Below are 21,379 nucleotides of genomic sequence, written 5' to 3' on the forward strand. Positions count from 1 at the left end.
TTATTCCTCGCCTGCGTGGCGGATTAGCCAGCAGTTATGAATCTGACGGTTACGTGCAAAATCTTGTGATTGTGTTTTGGCCGTGATTTCCTGAGCCACCAGTCCGGCTTCATCCATCCCGGCCTGATCTAATTTAAAACCACGTTTGTTATTGGAGAACATCAGTGTTCCGCCACGGCGCAGCAGACGTTTCAGCTGTTTCATCAGCATGATATGGTCGCGCTGGACATCAAAGGTGTCTTCCATCCGTTTTGAGTTAGAAAACGTCGGCGGATCGATAAAGATCAGATCAAACTGTTCCGGGGTCTGCGCCAGCCAGCTCAGGCAATCCGCCTGCACCAGACGGTGCTGTCTGCCGCTCAGTCCGTTACTTTGTAAATTGCGTTCCGCCCACTCCAGATAGGTGCGTGACATATCCACTGATGTGGTGGAGCGCGCCCCGCCAAGTCCGGCATGAACTGTCGCAGACCCGGTGTAGGCGAACAGATTGAGAAAATCTTTACCTTTACTCATCTGCCCCAGCATTTTGCGGGCAATACGATGGTCAAGGAACAAGCCGGTGTCCAGGTAATCAGTCAGGTTAACCCATAACTGTGCGTTATACTCTTTTACCAGGAAACTGTTCTTTTTCTCATCCAGCTTTTCATATTGCTGCTTGCCTTTCTGGCGCTGACGAGTCTTTAAAACAAGCTGATTCGCCGGCAGTTCCAGTACCGCAAGTGTTGCGCTGATCACATCAAACAGGCGCTGACGCGCTTTGTTCGGGTCAATTGTTTTCGGCGGTGCATACTCCTGAACCACGACATAATCGGCATAGCGATCAACTGCAACATTATACTCAGGCAAATCAGCATCGTACAGACGATAACACTCAACGCCTTCCTGCTTCGCCCATTTTGCCAATTTTTTCTCATTCTTACGCAGACGGTTTGCGAAATCTGAACCAAGATCCTGCGCACCCGCCGGTGGGGTTTCGCTTAACTGATAGTTTTTCTGTACGCAGTCCAGCGGACCATTTTTTGCTTTGAACTCACGTTCAGCGCGTAACTGAAGGCTGCTGAGCAGCTCCGGTGAACCGCTGAACATGGACAGGCGCCAGCCCGGAAAACGGGTGCGGACAACACGGCTGAACACACTGTGCAGCGCAATCAGTGCCGGTTCGCTTTCCAGACGCTCACCGTATGGCGGGTTGGAAATAATAGTACCTTTCGGCCCTTCCGGCAGCGGGTTTTCCAGTTTAGTGGCATCTTTCTGCTGGAACGTAATCAGTTTATCCACACCGGCACGGCGGGCATTGGCACGCGCCATATCCAGCACACGTTTGTCCGTATCAGACCCGAAAAAACGCGCCGTAGCACTGACAACACCGGCATTGGCCCGCTCGCGGGCTTCTGCTTTAACAGAGTCCCAGAGCGCACTGTCATGGCTGCTCCAGGCTTCAAAGCCCCAGTGCGTACGGTTCAGACCCGGCGCACAATCAGCCGCCATCATCGCCGCTTCAATCAGCAGTGTGCCGGAGCCGCACATCGGATCCACCATCGGGGTATCTTTCTGCCAGCCGGAACGCTGGACAATCGCTGCCGCCAGGTTTTCTTTCAGCGGTGCCTGACCTGCCAGTTCGCGGTAACCACGGATATGCAGGGAATCGCCGCTCAGGTCGATGGCCAGTGAGGCTTTTTCTTTATTCAGGTACACATTGATGCGGATATCGGGCTGCTGTTTTGCCACATCAGGACGCGCATCAATTTTGCGGGTAAAGCTGTCGACGATAGCATCTTTAACTTTCAGCGCGCCGTACTGACTGTTACGGATTTCATCATTGGTGCCGTTAAAATGCACAGCAAAGGTTTTGTCCACCGTAAAGACAGACGGCCAGTCAATTGATTGCACGGCAAGATAAAGATCCAGATCGCTGTAGACATCGAACTCATTCAGCGGTAATAGAATACGGGATGCCAGACGGCTCCACATCAGGCATTCGTACATTGTACGCGGTGAAGCACGAAAATGAACACCACCCTGCGCAATGCTGAGGTCTTCAGCACCCAGTGTTGCTAATTCAGTTTTTAAAAGCTCTTCCAGCCCACGGGCGGTGCTGGCAAAATACGTGTTCATCATGGTTTACCGTTGAAATAAAAATTTGGAGCGCATTATAGCGGATCCGGGCGTTAAATCATAAAATTGACGTTCACCTTTTTCCCGGCAAACCCGGATGCCATTGTGGTATTTACCGATAACAACGAAAAGAACGGATAACTATGACAAAAACAGCCATCACACTCTCCCGTTTATATACCTTTCCGGTGAAATCAATGAAAGGTGTACGCTTGTCGCAGAGCTATGCCGGGGATACCGGGCTGAGTTTTGACCGCAATTTTATGATAACCGACGAAGACGGAAAATTTCTGACCGCCCGCCGTTATCCGCAAATGGTGCTGTTTACCCCGGCACTGCTGAACAACGGCATTTACCTGCGCAGCCCGGATGGCAGCAGTGCCACTATTTTATATGATGATTTTCTGCCGGAGAGTCTGGCATGCGAAGTCTGGGGAAATCATTTTACCTCACTCATTGCCCCGGAAAAAATCAACCAGTGGCTGTGCCAGTTTTTTGATATCCCGGTTCAGTTACGCTGGCTCAGCCCGCACTCCACCCGGCGCGTGAAGCTCTCCCCGGACAGCCCGGTGTCTTTTGCGGACGGCTATCCGTATCTGATTGTGAATGAAGCTTCTTTTCAGGCGGTACAGAAACGTTGCAGTGCCGCGATTAAAATTGAACAGTTCCGCGGCAATATTATTGTCACCGGCGCAGATGCCTTTGCCGAAGACGGCTGGAAAGTGATTCAGATTGGCGATGTTATATTTGACCTGAAAAAACCGTGCAGCCGCTGCATTTTCACAACAATCAGCACGGATAAAGGTGAAAAACACCCGCAGATGGAGCCTCTGCACACTTTGCAGACGTTCAGGACAGCAGCGGATAAGAATGATGTGGATTTCGGCATGAATGCCATCGCCCGCAATACCGGTGTTATTCAGGTCGGCGACACAGTCACAGTATTGGAAACCTGCCCGCCGCGGGAATATCAGGAGCGGGTGATTGAGAAAATTCAACCGGTCACCACACAGCCGCAAGCCATGCTGACACTGACGTTCAACGATAAAGAGTATGCGGTGAATAATCAGCATGTCCTGCTGGAGCAGCTGGAAGCGCATCAGGTTTCCATTCCCTACTCCTGCCGTGCAGGTGTTTGCGGCAGTTGTAAAGTGACGCTGCTGTCCGGTGAGGTAACACCGCTGAAAGCCGGGGCAATAAAAAGAAACGGCGATATTCTGGCGTGTAGTTGTATTCCGAAAACCAATATTACGATCCGTCACGGCAAATAACAGATAAAAAAAATACCCTCAGGCAGATTAATCCACCCGGGGGTATTGTACTTGGCGTAACCTGTATATAAACACCGGATCATTTTAATGCGGTACGATCACCGGTGATCAATAAATTATATCTATACCCAACGTCATTCAAGTTGCAGGAAGGCGGTAAGGGAAAATAGACGGGAAGCATAGATAAACTATGTGACCCGGCTATTTGAGCGCAGCCAACGAACCTGCAGTTTGAATGAATAAGGGTATAATTGTCTTTCCGGTATTATCACCGTCAAACCGCTTTACCCATTAACATACTTCGTTGTATTGATTTGCGGGATAATAAACGATCGTTCATGATCTTTATCGGATCACAAAAGGACATTGTACGATCATTTAATTGCAGTTCGGGGTCGACCAATAAACACAAACTGGCATTATCACCCGCTTCCGCCACAATAAAACAACTCCGCTGCCGGGTATTATCCAGCACGACGTCAACAATTTGTCCCTGCGCCGGTTTCGTCATCGCACAGCATAATGAAAAATACCAGCTCTTCGGCATCTGTGGTTTTAAAAATCGTGATGCAATTAACGCGTTGAGTGTTAATTCTGCACACTGCTGCGCCGGGATATTTAATTTTTTTAATCTGTTCGTCGAATATGACAAATAAGGCAGCATCATCAACAGAAAACGGACTGTGGCACCGGGCATACGGCGCCAGCAGGCGTGGTGCAAAATGGGAGCGGAATACCATTCCGTTGGCAAGATCGAGCATAATACGCTCATGCGTATCATCATAATACCACTGCCATTGATCGTCAGGTTTTATTTTCATCTGATCACATTCCCGGCTAATATCGGGTCAGCGATAAATAGCCACTTCATATTGAATAAAATAATTAAAATTTATTAATAACTTTAACGTGTGCTGCCTGATAATGATAATTTTTGAGCAACATCTTAAAATATAAAAGAAACGGGGGCAAAAATAAACCCCCTCAGAAAGATAAAGCTGAAAATCAGATACAATTTACAATATTTTTAATTAATTTGGGTCCGTGGTAGATAAATCCTGAATAGATCTGGATTAATGATGCACCTGCATCCATTTTTTCCCGCGCGGCAACCAGTGAGTCAATTCCACCGACACCAATAATCGGTAATTTACCGTTCAGCTCTTTTGATAACAGACGAATAATTTCGGTGCTTTTACTCTGAACCGGGCGGCCACTTAATCCGCCGGTTTCATTACAGTGATTTAATCCCTGCACTAAAGAGCGATCTAATGTGGTATTAGTGGCAATAACACCATCAATATTATGTCTGACCAAACTGTCAGCAACCTGAATTAATTCTTCTGTCGTTAAGTCCGGGGCAATTTTTACGGCAACCGGAACATATTTCTGATGGCGCTGATGTAATTCCTGCTGTTTAATTTTAATCGCAGTCAGTAATTCATCCAGCATATCGCCATATTGCAGGCTGCGTAATCCCGGGGTATTCGGTGAGGAAATATTAACGGCGATATAACCGGCGTGAGCATAGACTTTATCCATACAAATCAGATAGTCATCTTTGCCCTGCTCAACCGGCGTATCTTTATTCTTGCCGATATTAATACCGAGAATGCCCCCGAAACGCGCCTGTTTAATATTCTCTATCAGGTTATCCACCCCGAGATTATTAAAGCCCATCCGGTTAATCAGCCCTTCGGCTTCAACAATACGGAACAGACGCGGTTTATCATTTCCCGCCTGTGGTTTGGGTGTCACCGTACCGACTTCAACAAAACCAAAACCCATTGCATCAAAAGCCTCAATACATTCACCGTCTTTATCAAGACCCGCGGCTAACCCCAGCGGATTTTTAAAAGAGAGCCCCATGCACTGTACAGGTTTGGTGGCAACATTTTGCTGAATAAGAAAACGGAAAGGAGAACGGGAAAGGCGTTTGAGTTGCTGAAAGGTAAATTCGTGGGCGCGTTCGGGATCAAGGCGGAACAGCGCCTTCCTGACTAACGGATAATACATCTTGAATACCTTTTGTTATGAGTCATCAGTACATAACCCGCGTACCGGGTGGTTTCTCTGTAACAAAATAGGTTGTGGGTTCTGCCTGAAACAGTGCCGCCTATTTCAGGCGGCTATATTAGGACAAATGTCCCCGCTCTGCACTGCTTTTTTACGCAGGAAATGATGCACCTGATGTACATCATTTCCCGGTGTATACCCGACGTCATTCAGGATGCAGGCAGGCGGCAAGCTCCGACCGCCGGGGAGCATACATCAGTATGTGACCCGTCTGGCCAACGAACCTATACTGTGAATGAATAAGGGTATATTACCAGCGCCCGGATGACCCGCCTCCACCGCTGCGTCCGCCGCCACCGGAAGACGAACGGCTGCTGCTGCTTCCGCCGCCACTGCTGAACCCGCCGCCGCCTCCGCCCCGTCCGCCACGCCCGGAGCCTCCGCCACCGGAACCGGAACCGACAGTCACAAATCCGCAATAGTGCCCGATACCGACGAACAGCCCGAATCCGGTGCCTGTCAGCACACCAGCCGCCAGACTTCCGTCAAAGAACAGAAATCCGAAAATAAAGGCAAACCCGCCGAAAAAAAAGACCGATGCAAACTGAAATATACAGCTTCTTAGGTTTGATAATTTTACTTAATATCCAGAAAAATGTGCCTAATACGAGAAGAAATAAGAAAACTACTGCGATAAACATGGTGAATATCAGTACAATAACCAGCCAGAGCGGCAGGATTTTCAGGAAAATAAACTGACTCCAGCGCGGTAATTCTGTATAGAAAAAATCTTCCCCGAATTCCATGCCGTTACCGGCGGGGTTATTAAAACCGCCAAAATACCAGGTCAGATAAATAATGATGCCTATCGGGATAGCTGCTTTCAGTTTATAGCGTTTGATCATACTGAAAATGAAAAAACACCACAGATACGCACTTGCCGCCAGTACCGCACCCAATACAATATCAATCCACCCGACAGGACCCGGCTGTTTGGCGATATAAAAAGCCGGAGTGGTCACCGCAGGCAGCGGCTCATTTTTTACCAGCGCAGTCAGGGCATCGAGCGTGTTATTGATCCCGCCTGCGTAATTTCCTTTTTTAAATTCAGGGATGAAATAAGTATTAAGTATCCGGTTCGCCGTAGCATCACTTACCGCCCCCTCCAGCCCGTAACCGACTTCAATACGCATCGCGCGGTCGTCCGCCGCAACCACTAATAAGATCCCGTCATCAATATTGATCCGCCCTAAACGCCATTGGTTGAATACATTTTCAGCATAGCTTTCAATATCACGCGGTGCGGTGGTTTTGACTGTCAGAACCGCTATCTGCGCCCCGGTTTGCTCCCGCAATGTACCGAGTTTGTCCTCAATATTACTGCGCTCACTCCCGGTCAAAAGCCCGGCAGTGTCTGTTACCGCGCCCTGCATGCGGGGCAATTCAGTGCCGTCCGCCACTGCAACAGCGGAAAAGAGCAGAAAAAATACGCCCCACAACCAGTGGCGGTACAGACTAATTCTACATCTCATAATGACATCCTTTCTTTATACCCTTATTCATTCAAACCGCAGGTTCGTTGGGTTCGCTCAGCCAGCCGGGCCACATACTGATGTATGCTCCCCGTCTGACTTCCCTTGCCGCCTGCCTGCATCCTGAATGACGTTGGGTATATATTGCAGATAATTATCCGGAGTTTACCGTATCGGGTGGAAAAATGGCGCAATGTAACAGTAATAGCGTATTTTTGCGTATAAAAAAAACACCTCCGGAGAGGTGCTTTGTCTGTAACTATGCCAACGTGATAATCCGGATAACGGGCAGCGAAATAAAAAGCATGCGCGTCATGGATGACGCGCCTGAGCGTATAGGGACATATTTACAGCGTCTTTTTATTTTGCCCGTCATCAGGATCTTCCCCGGGGTAAAAAATCCCCCCGGAGAAGACTCACAAATCAGTTCTCATCCAGTGCTTTGGTGATTTTCTCAAACAGATCACCGGAGAGATTGTCCAGCCCTTTGAGACGCAGCAGCGCATCACGCATTTTGCTCTGACGGCTGTCATCATAGCGTTTCAGGCGGATCAGCGGCTCGATCAGGCGTGATGCAACCTGCGGATTGCGGGTGTTCAGGTCACAGAGGATCTCTGCAAGGAACTGATATCCCTTCCCGGATTTGTCATGGAACGCTTTCGGATTATTCATCACAAATGCACCCACCAGCGAACGTACGCGGTTCGGGTTTGCCATAGTAAATGAGCGGTGATCCAGCAAGGCTTTCACATTATCAAGAACATCCGCATCCGGACGGGTGGCCTGTAAAATAAACCACTTATCCATCACCAGACCATCCTGATGCCACTTGTTATCATAATCTGCCAGCAGAGTGTCACGGCACGCCAGACCTGCTTTCACTGCCGCCGACAGGGCCGCCAGCGAATCGGTCATATTATCCGCCTGTGCATATTGCAGGGAGATGCGTTTATCCGCCTGCGCGCTGTCTTCATCCAGTGCCAGATAACCCAGGCAGACATTGCGCAGGTCACGTTTTGCAATATCAGCATGATCAATACGATATGCGCCGGTCTTCATGCTGATATACACAGCATAGAGTTCATCCGACAGTTCGCGGGCAAATGTCTGCGTAATAAAGGTCATTACAGCATTGACGGCATCAGGATCAATTACCGGGAACCACTCTGCCACTTCCGTTTCTGACGGCAGCGTCATAATCTGCGCGGCAAGAGCCGGGTCAATGTGCTCATCAAGCAGCACAGCGCGGAATGCATCAACTACCGTATCCCCGAACTGTAATGCTTCCCCATCCTGATAACGGCGGACATTTTCTTTTATATGCAGCGCCAGCAATGATTGCGCGGCATCCCAGCGGGAAAATTCATTGCGCGCATGCTGCATCAGAAATGCCAGTTGTGCATCGGTGTACGGATAATCGACTTTAACCGGGGCTGAGAATTCACGGAACAGAGACGGTACCGGCTTTTCACTGACGTCATCAAATGTGAATGTCTGCTCTTCGCGGGTGATGTTCAGCACAGAGTGAACAGCCTCTCCTTTATAACGCAGAGGAATAATATTTCCGTTGCTGTCATACAGTTCCACATCAAACGGAATATGCAGCGGCTGTTTATCCTGCTGATCCGGCGTCGGCGGGGTCATTTGTGTCACATGCAGCTGATACTGTTTTGTCGCGGCATCATAGCTGTCACGGATAGTCACCACCGGCGTACCGGACTGGCTGTACCAGCGGCGGAACAGAGTGAGATCCACATTGGAAGCATCTTCCATTGCCTGCACAAAATCATCACAGGTCGCGGCGCTGCCGTCATGACGGTGTACATACAGTTGTATCCCCGCCTGAAACAGCTCTTCACCCAGCAGAGTGTGGATCATACGGATCACTTCTGAGCCCTTTTCATACACAGTCAGGGTATAGAAATTGTTCATTTCAATGACTTTATCCGGACGGATCGGGTGCGCCATCGGACCGGCATCTTCGGCAAACTGCGCTGCGCGCATAACACGGACATTGTTGATCCGGTTAACCGGGCGTGATCCGAGATCAGAACTGAATTCCTGGTCACGGAAAACGGTCAAACCCTCTTTCAGGCTGAGCTGGAACCAGTCGCGGCAGGTGATACGGTTGCCTGTCCAGTTATGGAAATACTCATGACCGATAACAGATTCAATACCCAGATAATCTTTATCTGTTGCTGTTTCATTCTTCGCCAGCACATATTTGGAGTTAAAGACATTCAGTCCTTTGTTCTCCATAGCACCCATGTTAAAGAAATCAACTGCCACAATCATATAAATATCAAGATCATATTCGAAACCGAAACGCTCTTCATCCCATTTCATGGCATTTTTCAGGGAGGTCATCGCCCAGCCTGCGCGGTCAAGATTGCCCTTGTCCACAAACAGTTCAAGCGCCACATCACGTCCGCTGCGGGTAATAAAGGTATCGCGCAGCACATCAAAGTCACCGGCGACCAATGCAAATAAATAACTTGGTTTCGGGAACGGATCTTCCCATTTTACCCAGTGTTTATCGCCGGCATCACCGGAACCGACACGGTTACCGTTTGATAACAGGAACGGATAACGGGCTTTTTCTGCGATGATCCGGGTGGTATAACGCGCCAGCACATCGGGGCGATCCAGATACCAGGTAATATGGCGGAAGCCTTCGGCTTCGCATTGTGTACAGAGTGCATCACCGGAGACATACAGCCCCTCAAGTGCGGTGTTCTGCGCCGGGCTGATTTCATTTACAATCTGCAACGTGAACTGCTCAGGTACATTATCAATATGAAGTGAGCCGCCTTCTTCGCGATACGCGGACCACGCCTGACCATCAATTGTCAGTTGTTTCAGTACCAGCCCTTCGCCGGCAAGCACCAGCGTGTCTGCACTGTCATTCAGGCGTTTTACCCGGCTGGTGGTGGTCACCACCGTTGTTTGCGGGTCGAGTGCAAAATCAAGATCAATATGAGTAATCGTATAGTCAGGTGCCTGATAGTCCCGGCGATACTTCGCCTGCCGCTGTTGTGTCATTGGATTCTCTTCATTAGTTTTATATAACAATTACGCTGCCACTTAGGCTCTCACAATTCAAGCTCTGCGGTAAAAGAAATTTTATCAGTCTGTGATAAATCCTTATTTTCAGGCTGTGCCATTCGTAATTATTATGAATGAAATGTTAACAAATAATGTGATAACAGCGCTGATCATCACGCACCGGGAAAAGAACGTGTTACTATACCCGGATAATAGTAAGCTATAACCTGTTTAGGTTGATTGCTCCGTGAGGATGCTGAAAGCGCCATGAATTCAGAAGCAACCCCGATTATCACATCCCTGCTGGATACAGATGCATATAAATTGCACATGCAGCAGGCGGTGTTCCATCATTACCGCACAATCCCTGTTGTTGCGGAGTTCCGCTGCCGGAGCAGTAAACGCCTGGGTCAGTACGCAGACCAGTTGCGCGCCCAGGTATCAATGATGGCTGAGTTATCAGTCAGTGATGACGAATATCACTACCTGTGCGGGCTGCCGTTTTTTACAGCGGATTATCTCGCCTGGTTCCGACAGTTCCGTTTTGATCCCTCGCAGGTCACTATCCGCAGCGACAGCAACGGACAACTGGCTATCCGCATCAGCGGGCCGTGGGTGGACGTTATTCTGTGGGAAGTACCGCTTCTCGCGCTGATAAGCGAGCTGGTTCATCGTCATCAATCCCCGCAGGTCACAACAGAAGATGCCGTTCTCCGCCTGCGCAAACTGGTTACCCGGTTTTACCTGGATGCTGAACAGGCCAATCTGGATCTCAGTCAGTTTAAACTGATGGATTTCGGCACACGCCGCCGCTTCTCTTATGATGTTCAGATGGCGATTGTCAGTGAACTGAAACAGAATTTTCCGTACCTGGTCGGCACCAGTAACTACCTGCTGGCACAAAAACTGGATCTGGAGCCGGTCGGCACACAAGCCCATGAATGGTTCCAGGCGCATCAGCAGATAAGCCCGGATCTGGCAAACAGCCAGCGCGCCGCCCTTCAGACCTGGCTTGATGAATATCCCTCACAGCTCGGCGTGGCATTAACTGACTGCATCACTATGGATGCATTCCTGCGTGATTTTGATGCGCCGTTTGCACATGCCTATCAGGGATTACGCCATGATTCCGGGGACCCGGTTGAATGGGGTGAAAAAGCCATCGCCCATTATGAAAAACTCAATATCGACCCGATGAGCAAAACCCTGGTATTTTCCGACAGCCTGGATTTTCGCAAAGCACTCGCGCTCTATGCCCACTTCCATGACAGAATAAATCTGGTCTTTGGTATCGGCACGCGCCTGACCTGTAATATTCCGGATGTTGAGCCGCTGAATATTGTTATCAAGCTGGTGGAATGTAACGGAAAACCGGTCGCCAAGCTGTCAGACAGCCCCGGCAAAACCATTTGTGAAGATGATGAATTCGTCGACCGCCTGCGCCGCGCTTTTGATATTCCGCACGTTCAGCGCGCCTGCTGATCCCCCCCGTTTTTATCATTGACGCCTGAAGACAGAAAAAGCCGCCTGTTTTTTCTGTTTTTCGGGCAGTTAACCCCGAATTTCTGCTTGTTTCCTGACAGTGAGCAAGTAACATAGTGAGATTGCCCTTTTCGCGGCAAACTGATGATTATCTGTTACCCGGCATCACGCAATGGCGGGTAACGCGTGTAACAGACCTATATATAAGAAGAGAGAGTTTCAACTATGAGCATAGCGCCTGTGGTCGACGTACTGCAAGGCCGTGTACCTGTTGACAGCGAAGTCACAGTACAGGGTTGGGTTCGTACAAGGAGAGATTCAAAAGCCGGGATCTCATTCCTCGCCGTCTACGACGGTTCCTGCTTTAATCCGGTACAGGCTGTCATCGAAAGTAATTTACCTAATTATAATGATGACGTGCTGCATTTAACCGCAGGCTGTTCTGTTGAAGTCACCGGTAAAGTGGTTGCATCACCGGGTCAGGGTCAGAGTTTTGAAATTCATGCCACGAATGTCCGCGTTGTCGGTCTGGTGGATGACCCGGATACCTATCCGATGGCGGCAAAACGCCACTCTGTCGAATACCTGCGTGAAGTGGCTCACCTGCGCCCGCGTACCAACCTGATCGGCGCAGTTACCCGCGTCCGTCATACTTTATCCCAGGCATTACACCGCTTCTTCGACGAGCAGGGTTTCTTCTGGGTGTCCACCCCGCTTATCACCACCTCTGACACCGAAGGTGCCGGTGAGATGTTCCGCGTCTCCACCCTGGATTTCCACAACCTGCCGCGTAATGATAAAGGCGAAGTGGACTTCAGCGAAGATTTCTTCGGACAGGAAGCATTTCTGACGGTATCCGGTCAGCTGAACGGTGAAGCTTACGCGTCTGCGCTGAGCAAAATTTACACCTTCGGCCCGACATTCCGTGCAGAAAACTCCAATACCAGCCGCCACCTCGCGGAATTCTGGATGGTAGAGCCGGAAGTGGCGTTTGCCAATCTGGATGATGTCGCGGGCCTGGCTGAAGCCATGCTCAAATATGTCTTCAAAGCGGTGCTTGAAGAGCGCCGTGATGACCTCGAGTTCTTTGCTGAGCGTATTAATAAAGAAGCAATCGAGCGTCTGGAACGTTTTGTCACGTCTGATTTTGCGCAGGTTGATTATACCGATGCGATTAAAATCCTGGAAAATTGCGGCAAGACCTTTGAAAACGACGTGTTCTGGGGCGTGGATATGTCCTCTGAGCACGAGCGCTACCTGGCGGAAGAGCATTTCAAAGCCCCTGTGGTCGTGAAAAACTACCCGAAAGCCATCAAAGCCTTCTATATGCGTGAAAACGAAGATGGCAAAACCGTGGCGGCAATGGATGTCCTGGCGCCGGGTATCGGTGAGATTATCGGTGGCTCCCAGCGTGAAGAGCGTCTGGACAGACTCGATGCCCGCTTTGACGAACTCGGTATGAATAAAGAAGATTACTGGTGGTACCGTGATCTGCGTCGCTACGGTACTGTGCCACACGCCGGTTTCGGGCTGGGTTTTGAACGTCTGGTTTCATATGTGACGGGCGTCTCAAATATTCGTGAGACCATCCCGTTCCCACGTACCCCCCGCAGCGCGACATTCTGATTGTTCATCAAAAATATTGAACTTAAAAAGCCGGCCATTAAGCCGGCTTTTTTTTATGCACGACAAATTAACTGCTCAAAAAGCTCTCTATAATTTACATTTTGACACATATTATTGCCATTTGTTACAGATTCTTCGTTTTTGTAGCACTTTCAGGGTAGATAAAATATTTTACCAATGGAACACTGGTCGCCGACACAGACGACACTAAACTCTCACAATTAGTTCCAATTTTTTTTTCGAACTATTTATGGCAGTGGCAGGTGTCCGAATAACACCAATGAGGGTAATAATAATGAAACGCAATATTCTTGCAGTGGTTATCCCGGCTCTGTTAGTAGCTGGTGCAGCAAACGCTGCTGAAATCTACAACAAAGACGGCAACAAAGTAGATCTGTACGGTAAAGTTGACGTTCGTCACATGTTCGCTGATAAAGACAGCGGCGAAGATGGTGATAACTCACGCGTTCGTTTTGGTATCAAAGGTGAAACTCAGATCACTGACCAACTGACTGGTTTCGGTCGTTTTGAAAACGAAATCAAAACCAACAGCACCGAAGGCGACAACAAAAACGAAGTTCGTTTAGCTTACGCTGGTTTCAAATTTGCTGAGTTTGGTTCAATCGACTACGGCCGTAACTACGGCGTAATCTACGACGTCAACGCATGGACCGATGTTATGCCTCTGTTCGGTGGCGACACCATGGCACAGAAAGACATCTACATGACCAGCCGTACTGCTGACGTTCTGACTTATCGCAACAGCGACATGTTCGGTTACGTTGACGGCCTGAACTTTGCACTGCAATACCAGGGCGCTAACGACGACAATTCTATCGCTCCGCGTAACAACGCAAAAGCTAACGGCGACGGTTATGGTTTCTCCACTACTTATGACCTCGGCTGGGGCGTAAGCGTTGGTGGTGCGTATGCTAATTCAGCACGTACTATCGCACAGCAGGCTGGTATCGGCGGCGCTGATGGTAAGCGTGCTGAAGCATGGGATTTCGGTGCTAAATACGACGCTAACAACGTATACCTGGCAGCTATGTACGGTGAAACCCGTAACATGACTACTTTTGACAGCGGCTCACAAATCGCTAACAAAACCAAAAACATCGAATTAGTAGCACAGTACCAGTTCGACTTCGGTCTGCGTCCATCCATTGGCTATAACCAGTCTAAAGGTTATGACCTGAATAATGGTGCATACAATTCTGACCTGGTTAAATATGTTGATTTAGGTGCTTACTACTACTTCAACAAAAACATGTCTGCAGTTGTTGACTATAAAATCAACCTGCTGGACAGCGACAACAAAGCTGGCGTCAACGACGATAACGTTGTTGGTTTAGGTCTGGTTTACCAGTTCTAATTTAGCTTTACGTTGAATAGTGAAACCCATGGCTCTGCCATGGGTTTTTTGTTATCTGTATAACCCGTTTTGTGATGCATTTTCATGCTAACCTCAACAGGACGTCACCCACTTCACAAGATTTCCGTCTTTTCTCTGTAAACAGTTGGCAAATGATTTACAGCGGGTTAACCTGAGATCCTTGTGTAATTCCGCTTATCCGCACTTATCAGACACTATTGGGATCAACAACTATGTTTGAGAATATTACTGCCGCGCCTGCCGACCCGATCTTAGGTCTGGCTGATACTTTCCGCCAGGACCCCCGTGAAAATAAAATTAACCTGGGTATTGGTGTTTATAAAGATGAAACCGGCAAAACACCGGTACTGAACTGTGTAAAAAAAGCAGAAAAGTATTTGCTGGAAAATGAAACCACCAAAAATTATCTGCCAATCACAGGTATCCCGGCGTTCGGCACAGTGACTCAGGCATTACTGTTCGGTGCTGACAGTGAAATCGTGACCAGCAAACGCGCCCGTACTGCACAGGCGCCCGGTGGTACCGGAGCACTGCGTATTGCGGCTGATTTTATTGCCAAACAAACCAGTGCCAAACGTGTCTGGATAAGCAACCCGACCTGGCCTAACCACAACGGTATTTTTGCAAACGCCGGGCTGGAGATCTGCACTTACAATTACTATGACGCCGAAAATCATTCCCTCAATTTCGACGGCATGCTGGCAAGCCTTGAGACTGCACAGCCCGGTGATGTTATTTTACTGCACGGGTGCTGTCATAACCCGACCGGTATTGACCCGACTACTGAACAATGGGCGCAATTATCTGTCATCGTAAAAGAAAAAGGCTTATTACCGGTCTTTGATTTTGCGTATCAGGGTTTTGCTGCCGGTCTGGATGAAGATGCACAGGGGCTGCGTATTTTTGCCAAATCACATCCGGAAATGCTGGTTGCCAGTTCTTATTCTAAAAACTTCGGCATGTATAATGAGCGTGTCGGTGCCTGCACGCTGGTGGCAACAAGCGGTGACATTGCTGATACCGCCTTCAGTCAGGTGAAAGTGATTATCCGCACCAACTACTCTAACCCACCGTCTCACGGTGGTGCGGTTGTCACCACTATCCTGTCTGATCCGGAACTGAAAGAAGAGTGGATCCAGGAGCTGACCACGATGCGTGAGCGCATCAAACGTATGCGTCAGCTTTTTGTGAATACCCTCCAGGAAAAAGGGGCAAAACAGGATTTCAGCTTTATCATCCGCCAAAACGGCATGTTCTCTTTCAGCGGGCTGACTAAAGAACAAGTTGAGCGCCTGCGTGCAGAGTATGCTATCTATGCGGTCAGTTCAGGGCGTATTAATGTCGCCGGTCTGACACTGGAAAATATGGTTCCGCTGTGTGAAGCGATTGTCGCGGTACTGTAATCTGATTAGCTGCTTTTAAAACAGAAAAAGCCTGACAATCACTGTCAGGCTTTTTTATTTGCGGCTATTTCTGGTTGGACTATTTCAGTTGAACGATCACCAGACCGGTTGTTCATCTTGTAAAAACGGATTAGTACGGCGCTCATCACCGAGTGTGGACATCGGTCCGTGACCGGGTATAAAGCGATAATCATCACCCAGCGGTAAGATTTTTTCTTTAATTGAACGGATGAGATCCTGATGATTACCTTTAGGGAAATCACTGCGCCCGACGCCGCCTTTAAATAAAACATCACCCATCGAAATCAGTTTGTCCTGCTTATTCACGAAAACTACGTGCCCCGGGGTATGTCCGGGACAGTGCAGAACATCAAGCTCAATATTACCGACAGTGACTTTATCCCCTTCTTCCAGCCATTGATCCGGCGTAAATGCACGGCATGGCTCTACTCCAAACATCTGGCTTTGTGATACAAGCCCTTCAATCCAGAATTCATCGTCTTTCTGAGGACCAATCACCGGCACATGAAAATGCTCTGCCACATCAGCGGTTGCGCCAACGTGATCAAAATGACCATGAGTAAGAAGGATTTTTTCTAATTTCAGTCCGCGCTGTTCAATTTCACGGATAAGACGCGGCGCTTCACCGCCGGGGTCGACAATAGCAGCGGCTTTCGTTTCATCGCACCAAATCAGGGTACAATTTTGCATAAAGCCGGTGACAGGAATAATTTGATATTGCATGACACAAAACTCCGGTTAAATCTGACAATTACAGCAGATTACCACGTTCTTACCGGTCCTGTATCCATGTGGACGAAATTACTGCTCGGGTAATAACCGACACCGCCGGCGCGCATTTTCAGTGCGGCTTTGCGCACCTGACTTAACTGAATTCCCGGGATACGGAAATCCATCGCCTGCCCGCGTGTATGGTAGCTTTTCTTCGCCACACCGGATGTGGTTCTGCGCAATTCATTATTGGTCACCAGAGAGCGGTAACCTGAAATTAACTGAATAGGTTTATCCGTATTCATCATCACCTGTAACAAGTACATCTGGTCAAACAGGTGCGGGTCAATCATTTTAACTTTGTTGCTGCGGTGATCACGGAACAGTTTATTCAGCCGGGCCAGTTCAGAGCGGTTATAACGTTTTCCGTCAAAGAACTCGGCTTTTAATGTTTCGCCGGTATTGAGGTTCTCAAGACGCAAAATTTTAGGTCGCGGTGTGGTTAAAGAAGCAAATGCATGCCCCGGCAATAAAGCCAGTCCCAGCGCCGCCGCACCAAATCCCAGCCATTTACGGCGGTCGTTATTAATTGTATCCATTGATGGTAATCACTCTTTGACTAATTTGATCATTAACATGGCCGACAGTAATAATATTCACTATTCAGACCGCAGCGGATCCGCTTTGTCTATTTCTGTAAATTTACGTCAATTAATTACAGGATTAACACGTAAAGAGTAAAAACAGCTATAAACAAAACTGACCATCTATTTTTTACCTATTCATTGCCTCAGAGTCAAATAAAAAGACAATTTTTTACTCAGAAAGTAAATATCAACGACATTTTTATGAACACCCGCTGCTCATCAACGCACATCATCTGTAAGTCTCGTCCTGTGCGCCTTTGACAGAGTCAAAAACAGTAGCTGATTTAATTATTCATCGTTAATTAATAAAATTAATAAATATAGCTTTGGCTGGTCAATTATCCCGGTGCATACATCCGTTCTTGTTTAATTAATATCCGCAGAAAAATACTATTTTGATAATAAAGAACAGGCCGCTTATTTATAATAATTAAGCGGCCTGTTCTGATTATTATTTAATGAGGAACGGTGAGATATCCGCTAATTTATCAAGCCCGTTCAGACTCGCGTCATCGTAGCGGTAAATATCCGCACGATATTGCGGGACATTATCCGTATTCACCCATGCAGTCTGATAATAGAGGAAAACCGGTATACGGTCAGGGATAGAGACATAACGGGTGCTGCCCGCTTTTAATGCGCCATCAACACGCGTTGTGTTCCACCCCGCATCACCCAGCAGGATCGCCGCTAAGTCCTTCGCTTTATTGACCCTGACACAGCCGGAACTGATAGCACGCATGTTTTTATTAAACAGTGAGTGGTTTGGTGTGTCATGCAGATAAATCGCCTCTGAGTTCGGCATATTAAACTTATACCGACCTAACGAGTTCGTCGGTCCCGGCGCCTGTGTTATCCGGTACGGAAAGTTTGACGGGGTAATAACACTCCAGTTAATACTATAGGGGTCAACAACAGATGCGTTATTGCTCCATCCGTTATAGATAGTATATCCCCGGCTGCTGAAATAGCTTGGGTCAGCGCGTCCGCGCGGCACAATATCCTGACGGCTCATGGTCGGCGGAACCGTCCACGGCGGGTTAATCACCACATTATTAAGCGCGCTGCTCATAATAGGGGTTTTACGGGCCTCACGTCCGACAATGGTTCTGGACTCCAGGATCAAGTTTTTATCCACATAAAAATAGAGTGAGAAATCCGGGATATTAACAAGAATAGCGGTCGGAACATTATCCGGCACAATATGCAGACGCTGAATATTTGCCGCCATAATCGCCGCGCGCATCTGCGGGGTCTTATTCAGCCATTCACGGGTTTGCTTACCGATAACACCATCCGCTTCCAGTCCGTGTTGCGCCTGGAACTGCTTAACCGCCGCCACCAGCGTTTTGTCATACACCGGACTTGCACTCATCATGTCATTGGCAGAAATCAGTTTAAAACGGTGCAAAATTTCCCGCAGCGCAATAACGGACTCATGGCTTTCACCCGGACGCAGTGTCCGCGCGATAACCATTTCCGGCCATACCGCGGTATCAGCCAGCTCTGCCAGCATCGCTTTGCGCATTGCCGGGTACATTGAGTTCACCGGCAGCAATCCGTCAGTAAAGGTAGCAAGTGTTCCGTTATGCATGGCGGTATTCAGCCGCGCAAGTGCCGGGGCGCTGACCTCAGAAAAGGTAAAGGGCTTTGCGCCGTAAAGCCACTTGTCCCCTTTTGCTTTCACGTTATCAAGATAATAAAGATAACCGAGTGCAGCATCCGTTAAGATAACATCACGCGCCAGCGGAGTCAGATCCGGCTGAGCCAGTGCCGTCAGCCAGAGTGCAAACTGCGGCTGAAAACCAGCAAGCGCGGCCTCTGCCAGTTGATTTTCCAGAGACAGACGCGCTTTCTCATCTGTCCAGCGTGGTTGTAACTGATGCTCTGCATATAATTTCACCAGTGCATCGCTATACACCAGTTTAGTCGCCGCAGGTACTTCACTGCGGATTTTGTCAGAAACCTCATTCAGCGGTAATGCAGTGATACCGGTTTCCGGTGTGGGTGTCAGCAGCGGTTGCGCTGCCTGCGAAGAGTCCGGCAGCAGTGTTTGTGTCTGTACTGCCGGTTCCGGTACGACTTTCTGTGCCCCGGCGGTTGCCTGATGGTTTACCGGTGCGGTTGTTGCCCACGAAACCTGCGTCAGTAACAGTGTTCCTATCATGGCGGAAATGGGAACAGCTTTTTTAACTCCCTTCACCATAACATCCCTCTCTCATTTTTTTTATTATGTTATTCTGACCAATTGTTAATACTTGTAGTCAGTATAGTAAAAACATCGTTTAAATTACTTCACAGATGATTTTACCCGTCAGAGAATAATTGGAAATAGGGTAACGAAAAAATCGTAGCAAAAAGGCGCAAAAGCGCCTTTTAAAGATGAATTAACTGCCTGGTTTACTTAGTATTCGGAATTAATAACCACTTCTTCACCGAACTGACCGGCTTTCGGTAACGGCTGATAAGATGAGTTCGACGCACGAAGTACACGGATGCCGCGAATATTCAGCTCATGTGCTGCTGCGATATCCGCATCTGCATCGCCGTAATAAATTTTCAGTTTGTGATCGCGCATCCAGCTGACTTTGTTATTCTGCCCTTCCTGGTCGCCCGCAAAAATAACCGGATTCATTTTATCCGCCGGGATATTCAGCCCTTCCTGCACATATTTAGTGACCGTTTCTGTTTTGGTTTTGCTGCGTCCGGTAATGAAATACACGGTATCGCCGCGTTTCAGGTGCATCTGAACCAATTCAGTACCGGATTTTTTCGGCATACTGAATTTATCCCACTCATTATTCATTTTTTCCCAGAATTCCGGGTTTTTCAGGTAACTGAAATCGTTCGGGGAATAATCCTGCTTACCACGGTAAAACCCCGGACTGGAAAACAGAACGGTATCATCAATATCAAACCCGACAGCCATCAATGGCTGACCTTTCAGGCTCTCTTCAATCTGCGCCACAGATACCCAGTGAACGGCATGTTGCTGTGCCAGTTGTGCAACGGTCACACCTTCACTGGTTTTTTCCGGCATATAGACTTTGGCATCAGCCACGCCGTTAAGGCTCAGTGCAAGTGCCAGCGCACTCAGGGTAAGAGTCAGTTTACGCATTGTGTTTCCTTAATTTTCTGTGTCGATCACGCGGAATGAAAATCTAACCATTTCAGTTTCACATTAACGTTATTCAGATCACACCTTTAGACATTCCCATAGCCTTGCCGCTGCTACAGCAGTGCGATTGTTCTGAATTCAGAACATTGTTTATCAAAATCCGCACTACTCCGCATTTCAGTTATGCATTAATTTTAACGCGTACAACGAAGCATTTCTGATAAACACTCCGGACAAACAAGAATAACTGTCTCTTTATCTAATATAAGGATCTTAAAATGAGTAACCCTGCAAATTTCAACGGTCAGCGTCCTGTTATTAATCCTGATGATGCACTGATGCTGTTAATTGATCACCAGAGCGGATTGTTCCAGACCGTTGGTGATATGCCGATGACTGAATTACGCGCACGTGCTGCTGTTCTGGCAAAAATGGCCACTCTGGCCGGTATTCCGGTGATCACCACTGCATCCGTGCCACAAGGCCCTAATGGCCCGCTTATCCCGGAAATTCACCAGAATGCTCCGCATGCTCAATATATTGCCCGCAAAGGTGAGATTAATGCGTGGGATAACCCGGAATTTGTGGCAGCGGTAAAAGCCTCCGGTAAAAAACAACTTATTATTGCCGGAACGATTACCAGCGTATGTATGGCTTTCCCTGCTATCAGTGCTGTCGCAGACGGCTATCAGGTTTTCGCGGTGATTGATGCATCCGGTACCTATACCAAAATGGCACAGGAAATCACTCTCGCACGCGTTGTTCAGGCAGGTGTCGTTCCTATGGATACCGCCGCTGTCGCTTCTGAGCTGCAAAAAACCTGGAATCGCCCGGATGCGGCTGAATGGGCACAAGCTTATACACAAATCTTTCCCGCATATCAGTTACTGATTGAAAGCTACAGCAAGGCGCAGGAAGTGATTATCAATAATGAAGTACCTGATTCACAGCGCTGATAAAAAAACGGATGGGCATAATGTATGCGCATCCGTCTTC

The 21,379-nt window shown here is 48.3% G+C and carries 15 protein-coding genes and 1 pseudogene; 6 read left to right on the top strand and 10 right to left on the bottom strand.

Features of this window, described 5'->3' with window-relative positions:
- On the bottom strand, positions 1–2,115 hold the full coding sequence (gene rlmKL, locus AYY16_RS07540; protein WP_067364077.1) for a bifunctional 23S rRNA (guanine(2069)-N(7))-methyltransferase RlmK/23S rRNA (guanine(2445)-N(2))-methyltransferase RlmL: 2,115 nt from the start codon (positions 2,113–2,115) through the stop codon (positions 1–3).
- A gap of 197 nt (positions 2,116–2,312) precedes the next feature.
- On the opposite strand from rlmKL, the gene AYY16_RS07545 reads away from it, so the two are divergent.
- Positions 2,313–3,386, top strand: coding sequence for a YcbX family protein (locus AYY16_RS07545; RefSeq protein ID WP_067364932.1), 1,074 nt, complete (start codon positions 2,313–2,315; stop codon positions 3,384–3,386).
- Between the two features lie 274 nt (positions 3,387–3,660).
- Here AYY16_RS07545 and AYY16_RS07550 read toward each other — a convergent pair.
- The 5 genes and pseudogenes from AYY16_RS07550 to pepN all read right to left on the bottom strand — a co-directional run bounded on the left by AYY16_RS07550 (position 3,661) and on the right by pepN (position 9,976).
- A pseudogene (locus tag AYY16_RS07550) lies at positions 3,661–4,207 on the bottom strand (cell division protein ZapC).
- Between the two features lie 184 nt (positions 4,208–4,391).
- Positions 4,392–5,402 (bottom strand): quinone-dependent dihydroorotate dehydrogenase, encoded by a 1,011-nt coding sequence (pyrD, locus tag AYY16_RS07555; RefSeq protein ID WP_067364080.1) that lies wholly within the window; start codon positions 5,400–5,402, stop codon positions 4,392–4,394.
- Between the two features lie 310 nt (positions 5,403–5,712).
- A complete protein-coding gene (locus AYY16_RS20985) occupies positions 5,713–5,928 on the bottom strand; it encodes a hypothetical protein (RefSeq protein ID WP_235846240.1) in 216 nt (71 codons plus the stop codon).
- A 19-nt stretch (positions 5,929–5,947) separates the two neighbouring features.
- Positions 5,948–6,934 carry a TPM domain-containing protein gene (locus AYY16_RS07560; RefSeq protein WP_235846241.1) on the bottom strand — a complete coding sequence of 329 codons (987 nt, stop codon included), beginning with the start codon at positions 6,932–6,934 and terminating at the stop codon, positions 5,948–5,950.
- Positions 6,935–7,357: 423 nt separating this feature from the next.
- Positions 7,358–9,976, bottom strand: a complete 2,619-nt coding sequence (pepN, locus tag AYY16_RS07565; RefSeq protein ID WP_067364083.1) for an aminopeptidase N — start codon at positions 9,974–9,976, stop codon at positions 7,358–7,360.
- 270 nt (positions 9,977–10,246) lie between these two features.
- On the opposite strand from pepN, the gene pncB reads away from it, so the two are divergent.
- From pncB to AYY16_RS07585, 4 genes are all read left to right on the top strand, one after another.
- On the top strand, positions 10,247–11,461 hold the full coding sequence (pncB, locus tag AYY16_RS07570; RefSeq protein WP_067364938.1) for a nicotinate phosphoribosyltransferase: 1,215 nt from the start codon (positions 10,247–10,249) through the stop codon (positions 11,459–11,461).
- A gap of 225 nt (positions 11,462–11,686) precedes the next feature.
- A complete protein-coding gene (gene asnS / locus AYY16_RS07575; protein WP_067364086.1) occupies positions 11,687–13,087 on the top strand; it encodes an asparagine--tRNA ligase in 1,401 nt (466 codons plus the stop codon).
- A 295-nt stretch (positions 13,088–13,382) separates the two neighbouring features.
- The gene (locus AYY16_RS07580) at positions 13,383–14,462 is read left to right on the top strand and encodes a porin (RefSeq protein ID WP_067364091.1); all 1,080 of its coding nucleotides are present in this window, start codon (positions 13,383–13,385) and stop codon (positions 14,460–14,462) included.
- A 233-nt stretch (positions 14,463–14,695) separates the two neighbouring features.
- Positions 14,696–15,886: an amino acid aminotransferase gene (locus AYY16_RS07585; RefSeq protein WP_067364094.1), complete on the top strand. Its 1,191-nt coding sequence runs from the start codon at positions 14,696–14,698 to the stop codon at positions 15,884–15,886.
- Between the two features lie 96 nt (positions 15,887–15,982).
- Here AYY16_RS07585 and AYY16_RS07590 read toward each other — a convergent pair whose 3' ends face one another.
- The 4 genes from AYY16_RS07590 to aphA form a co-directional block, all read right to left on the bottom strand.
- Positions 15,983–16,630, bottom strand: coding sequence for an MBL fold metallo-hydrolase (locus tag AYY16_RS07590; RefSeq protein WP_067364096.1), 648 nt, complete (start codon positions 16,628–16,630; stop codon positions 15,983–15,985).
- 38 nt (positions 16,631–16,668) lie between these two features.
- A complete protein-coding gene (locus AYY16_RS07595; protein ID WP_067364098.1) occupies positions 16,669–17,217 on the bottom strand; it encodes a YcbK family protein in 549 nt (182 codons plus the stop codon).
- A 499-nt stretch (positions 17,218–17,716) separates the two neighbouring features.
- A complete protein-coding gene (gene ldtD / locus AYY16_RS07600; RefSeq protein ID WP_067364101.1) occupies positions 17,717–19,471 on the bottom strand; it encodes a L,D-transpeptidase in 1,755 nt (584 codons plus the stop codon).
- A 198-nt stretch (positions 19,472–19,669) separates the two neighbouring features.
- On the bottom strand, positions 19,670–20,383 hold the full coding sequence (gene aphA, locus AYY16_RS07605; RefSeq protein ID WP_067364104.1) for an acid phosphatase AphA: 714 nt from the start codon (positions 20,381–20,383) through the stop codon (positions 19,670–19,672).
- Between the two features lie 278 nt (positions 20,384–20,661).
- Between aphA and AYY16_RS07610 the strand changes: the two genes are divergently transcribed.
- On the top strand, positions 20,662–21,339 hold the full coding sequence (locus tag AYY16_RS07610) for a hydrolase (RefSeq protein WP_067364107.1): 678 nt from the start codon (positions 20,662–20,664) through the stop codon (positions 21,337–21,339).
- Positions 21,340–21,379: the final 40 nt, after the last annotated feature.

Origin of the sequence: Morganella psychrotolerans, from assembly GCF_001676155.1 — a bacterium.
Classification (GTDB): domain Bacteria; phylum Pseudomonadota; class Gammaproteobacteria; order Enterobacterales; family Enterobacteriaceae; genus Morganella; species Morganella psychrotolerans.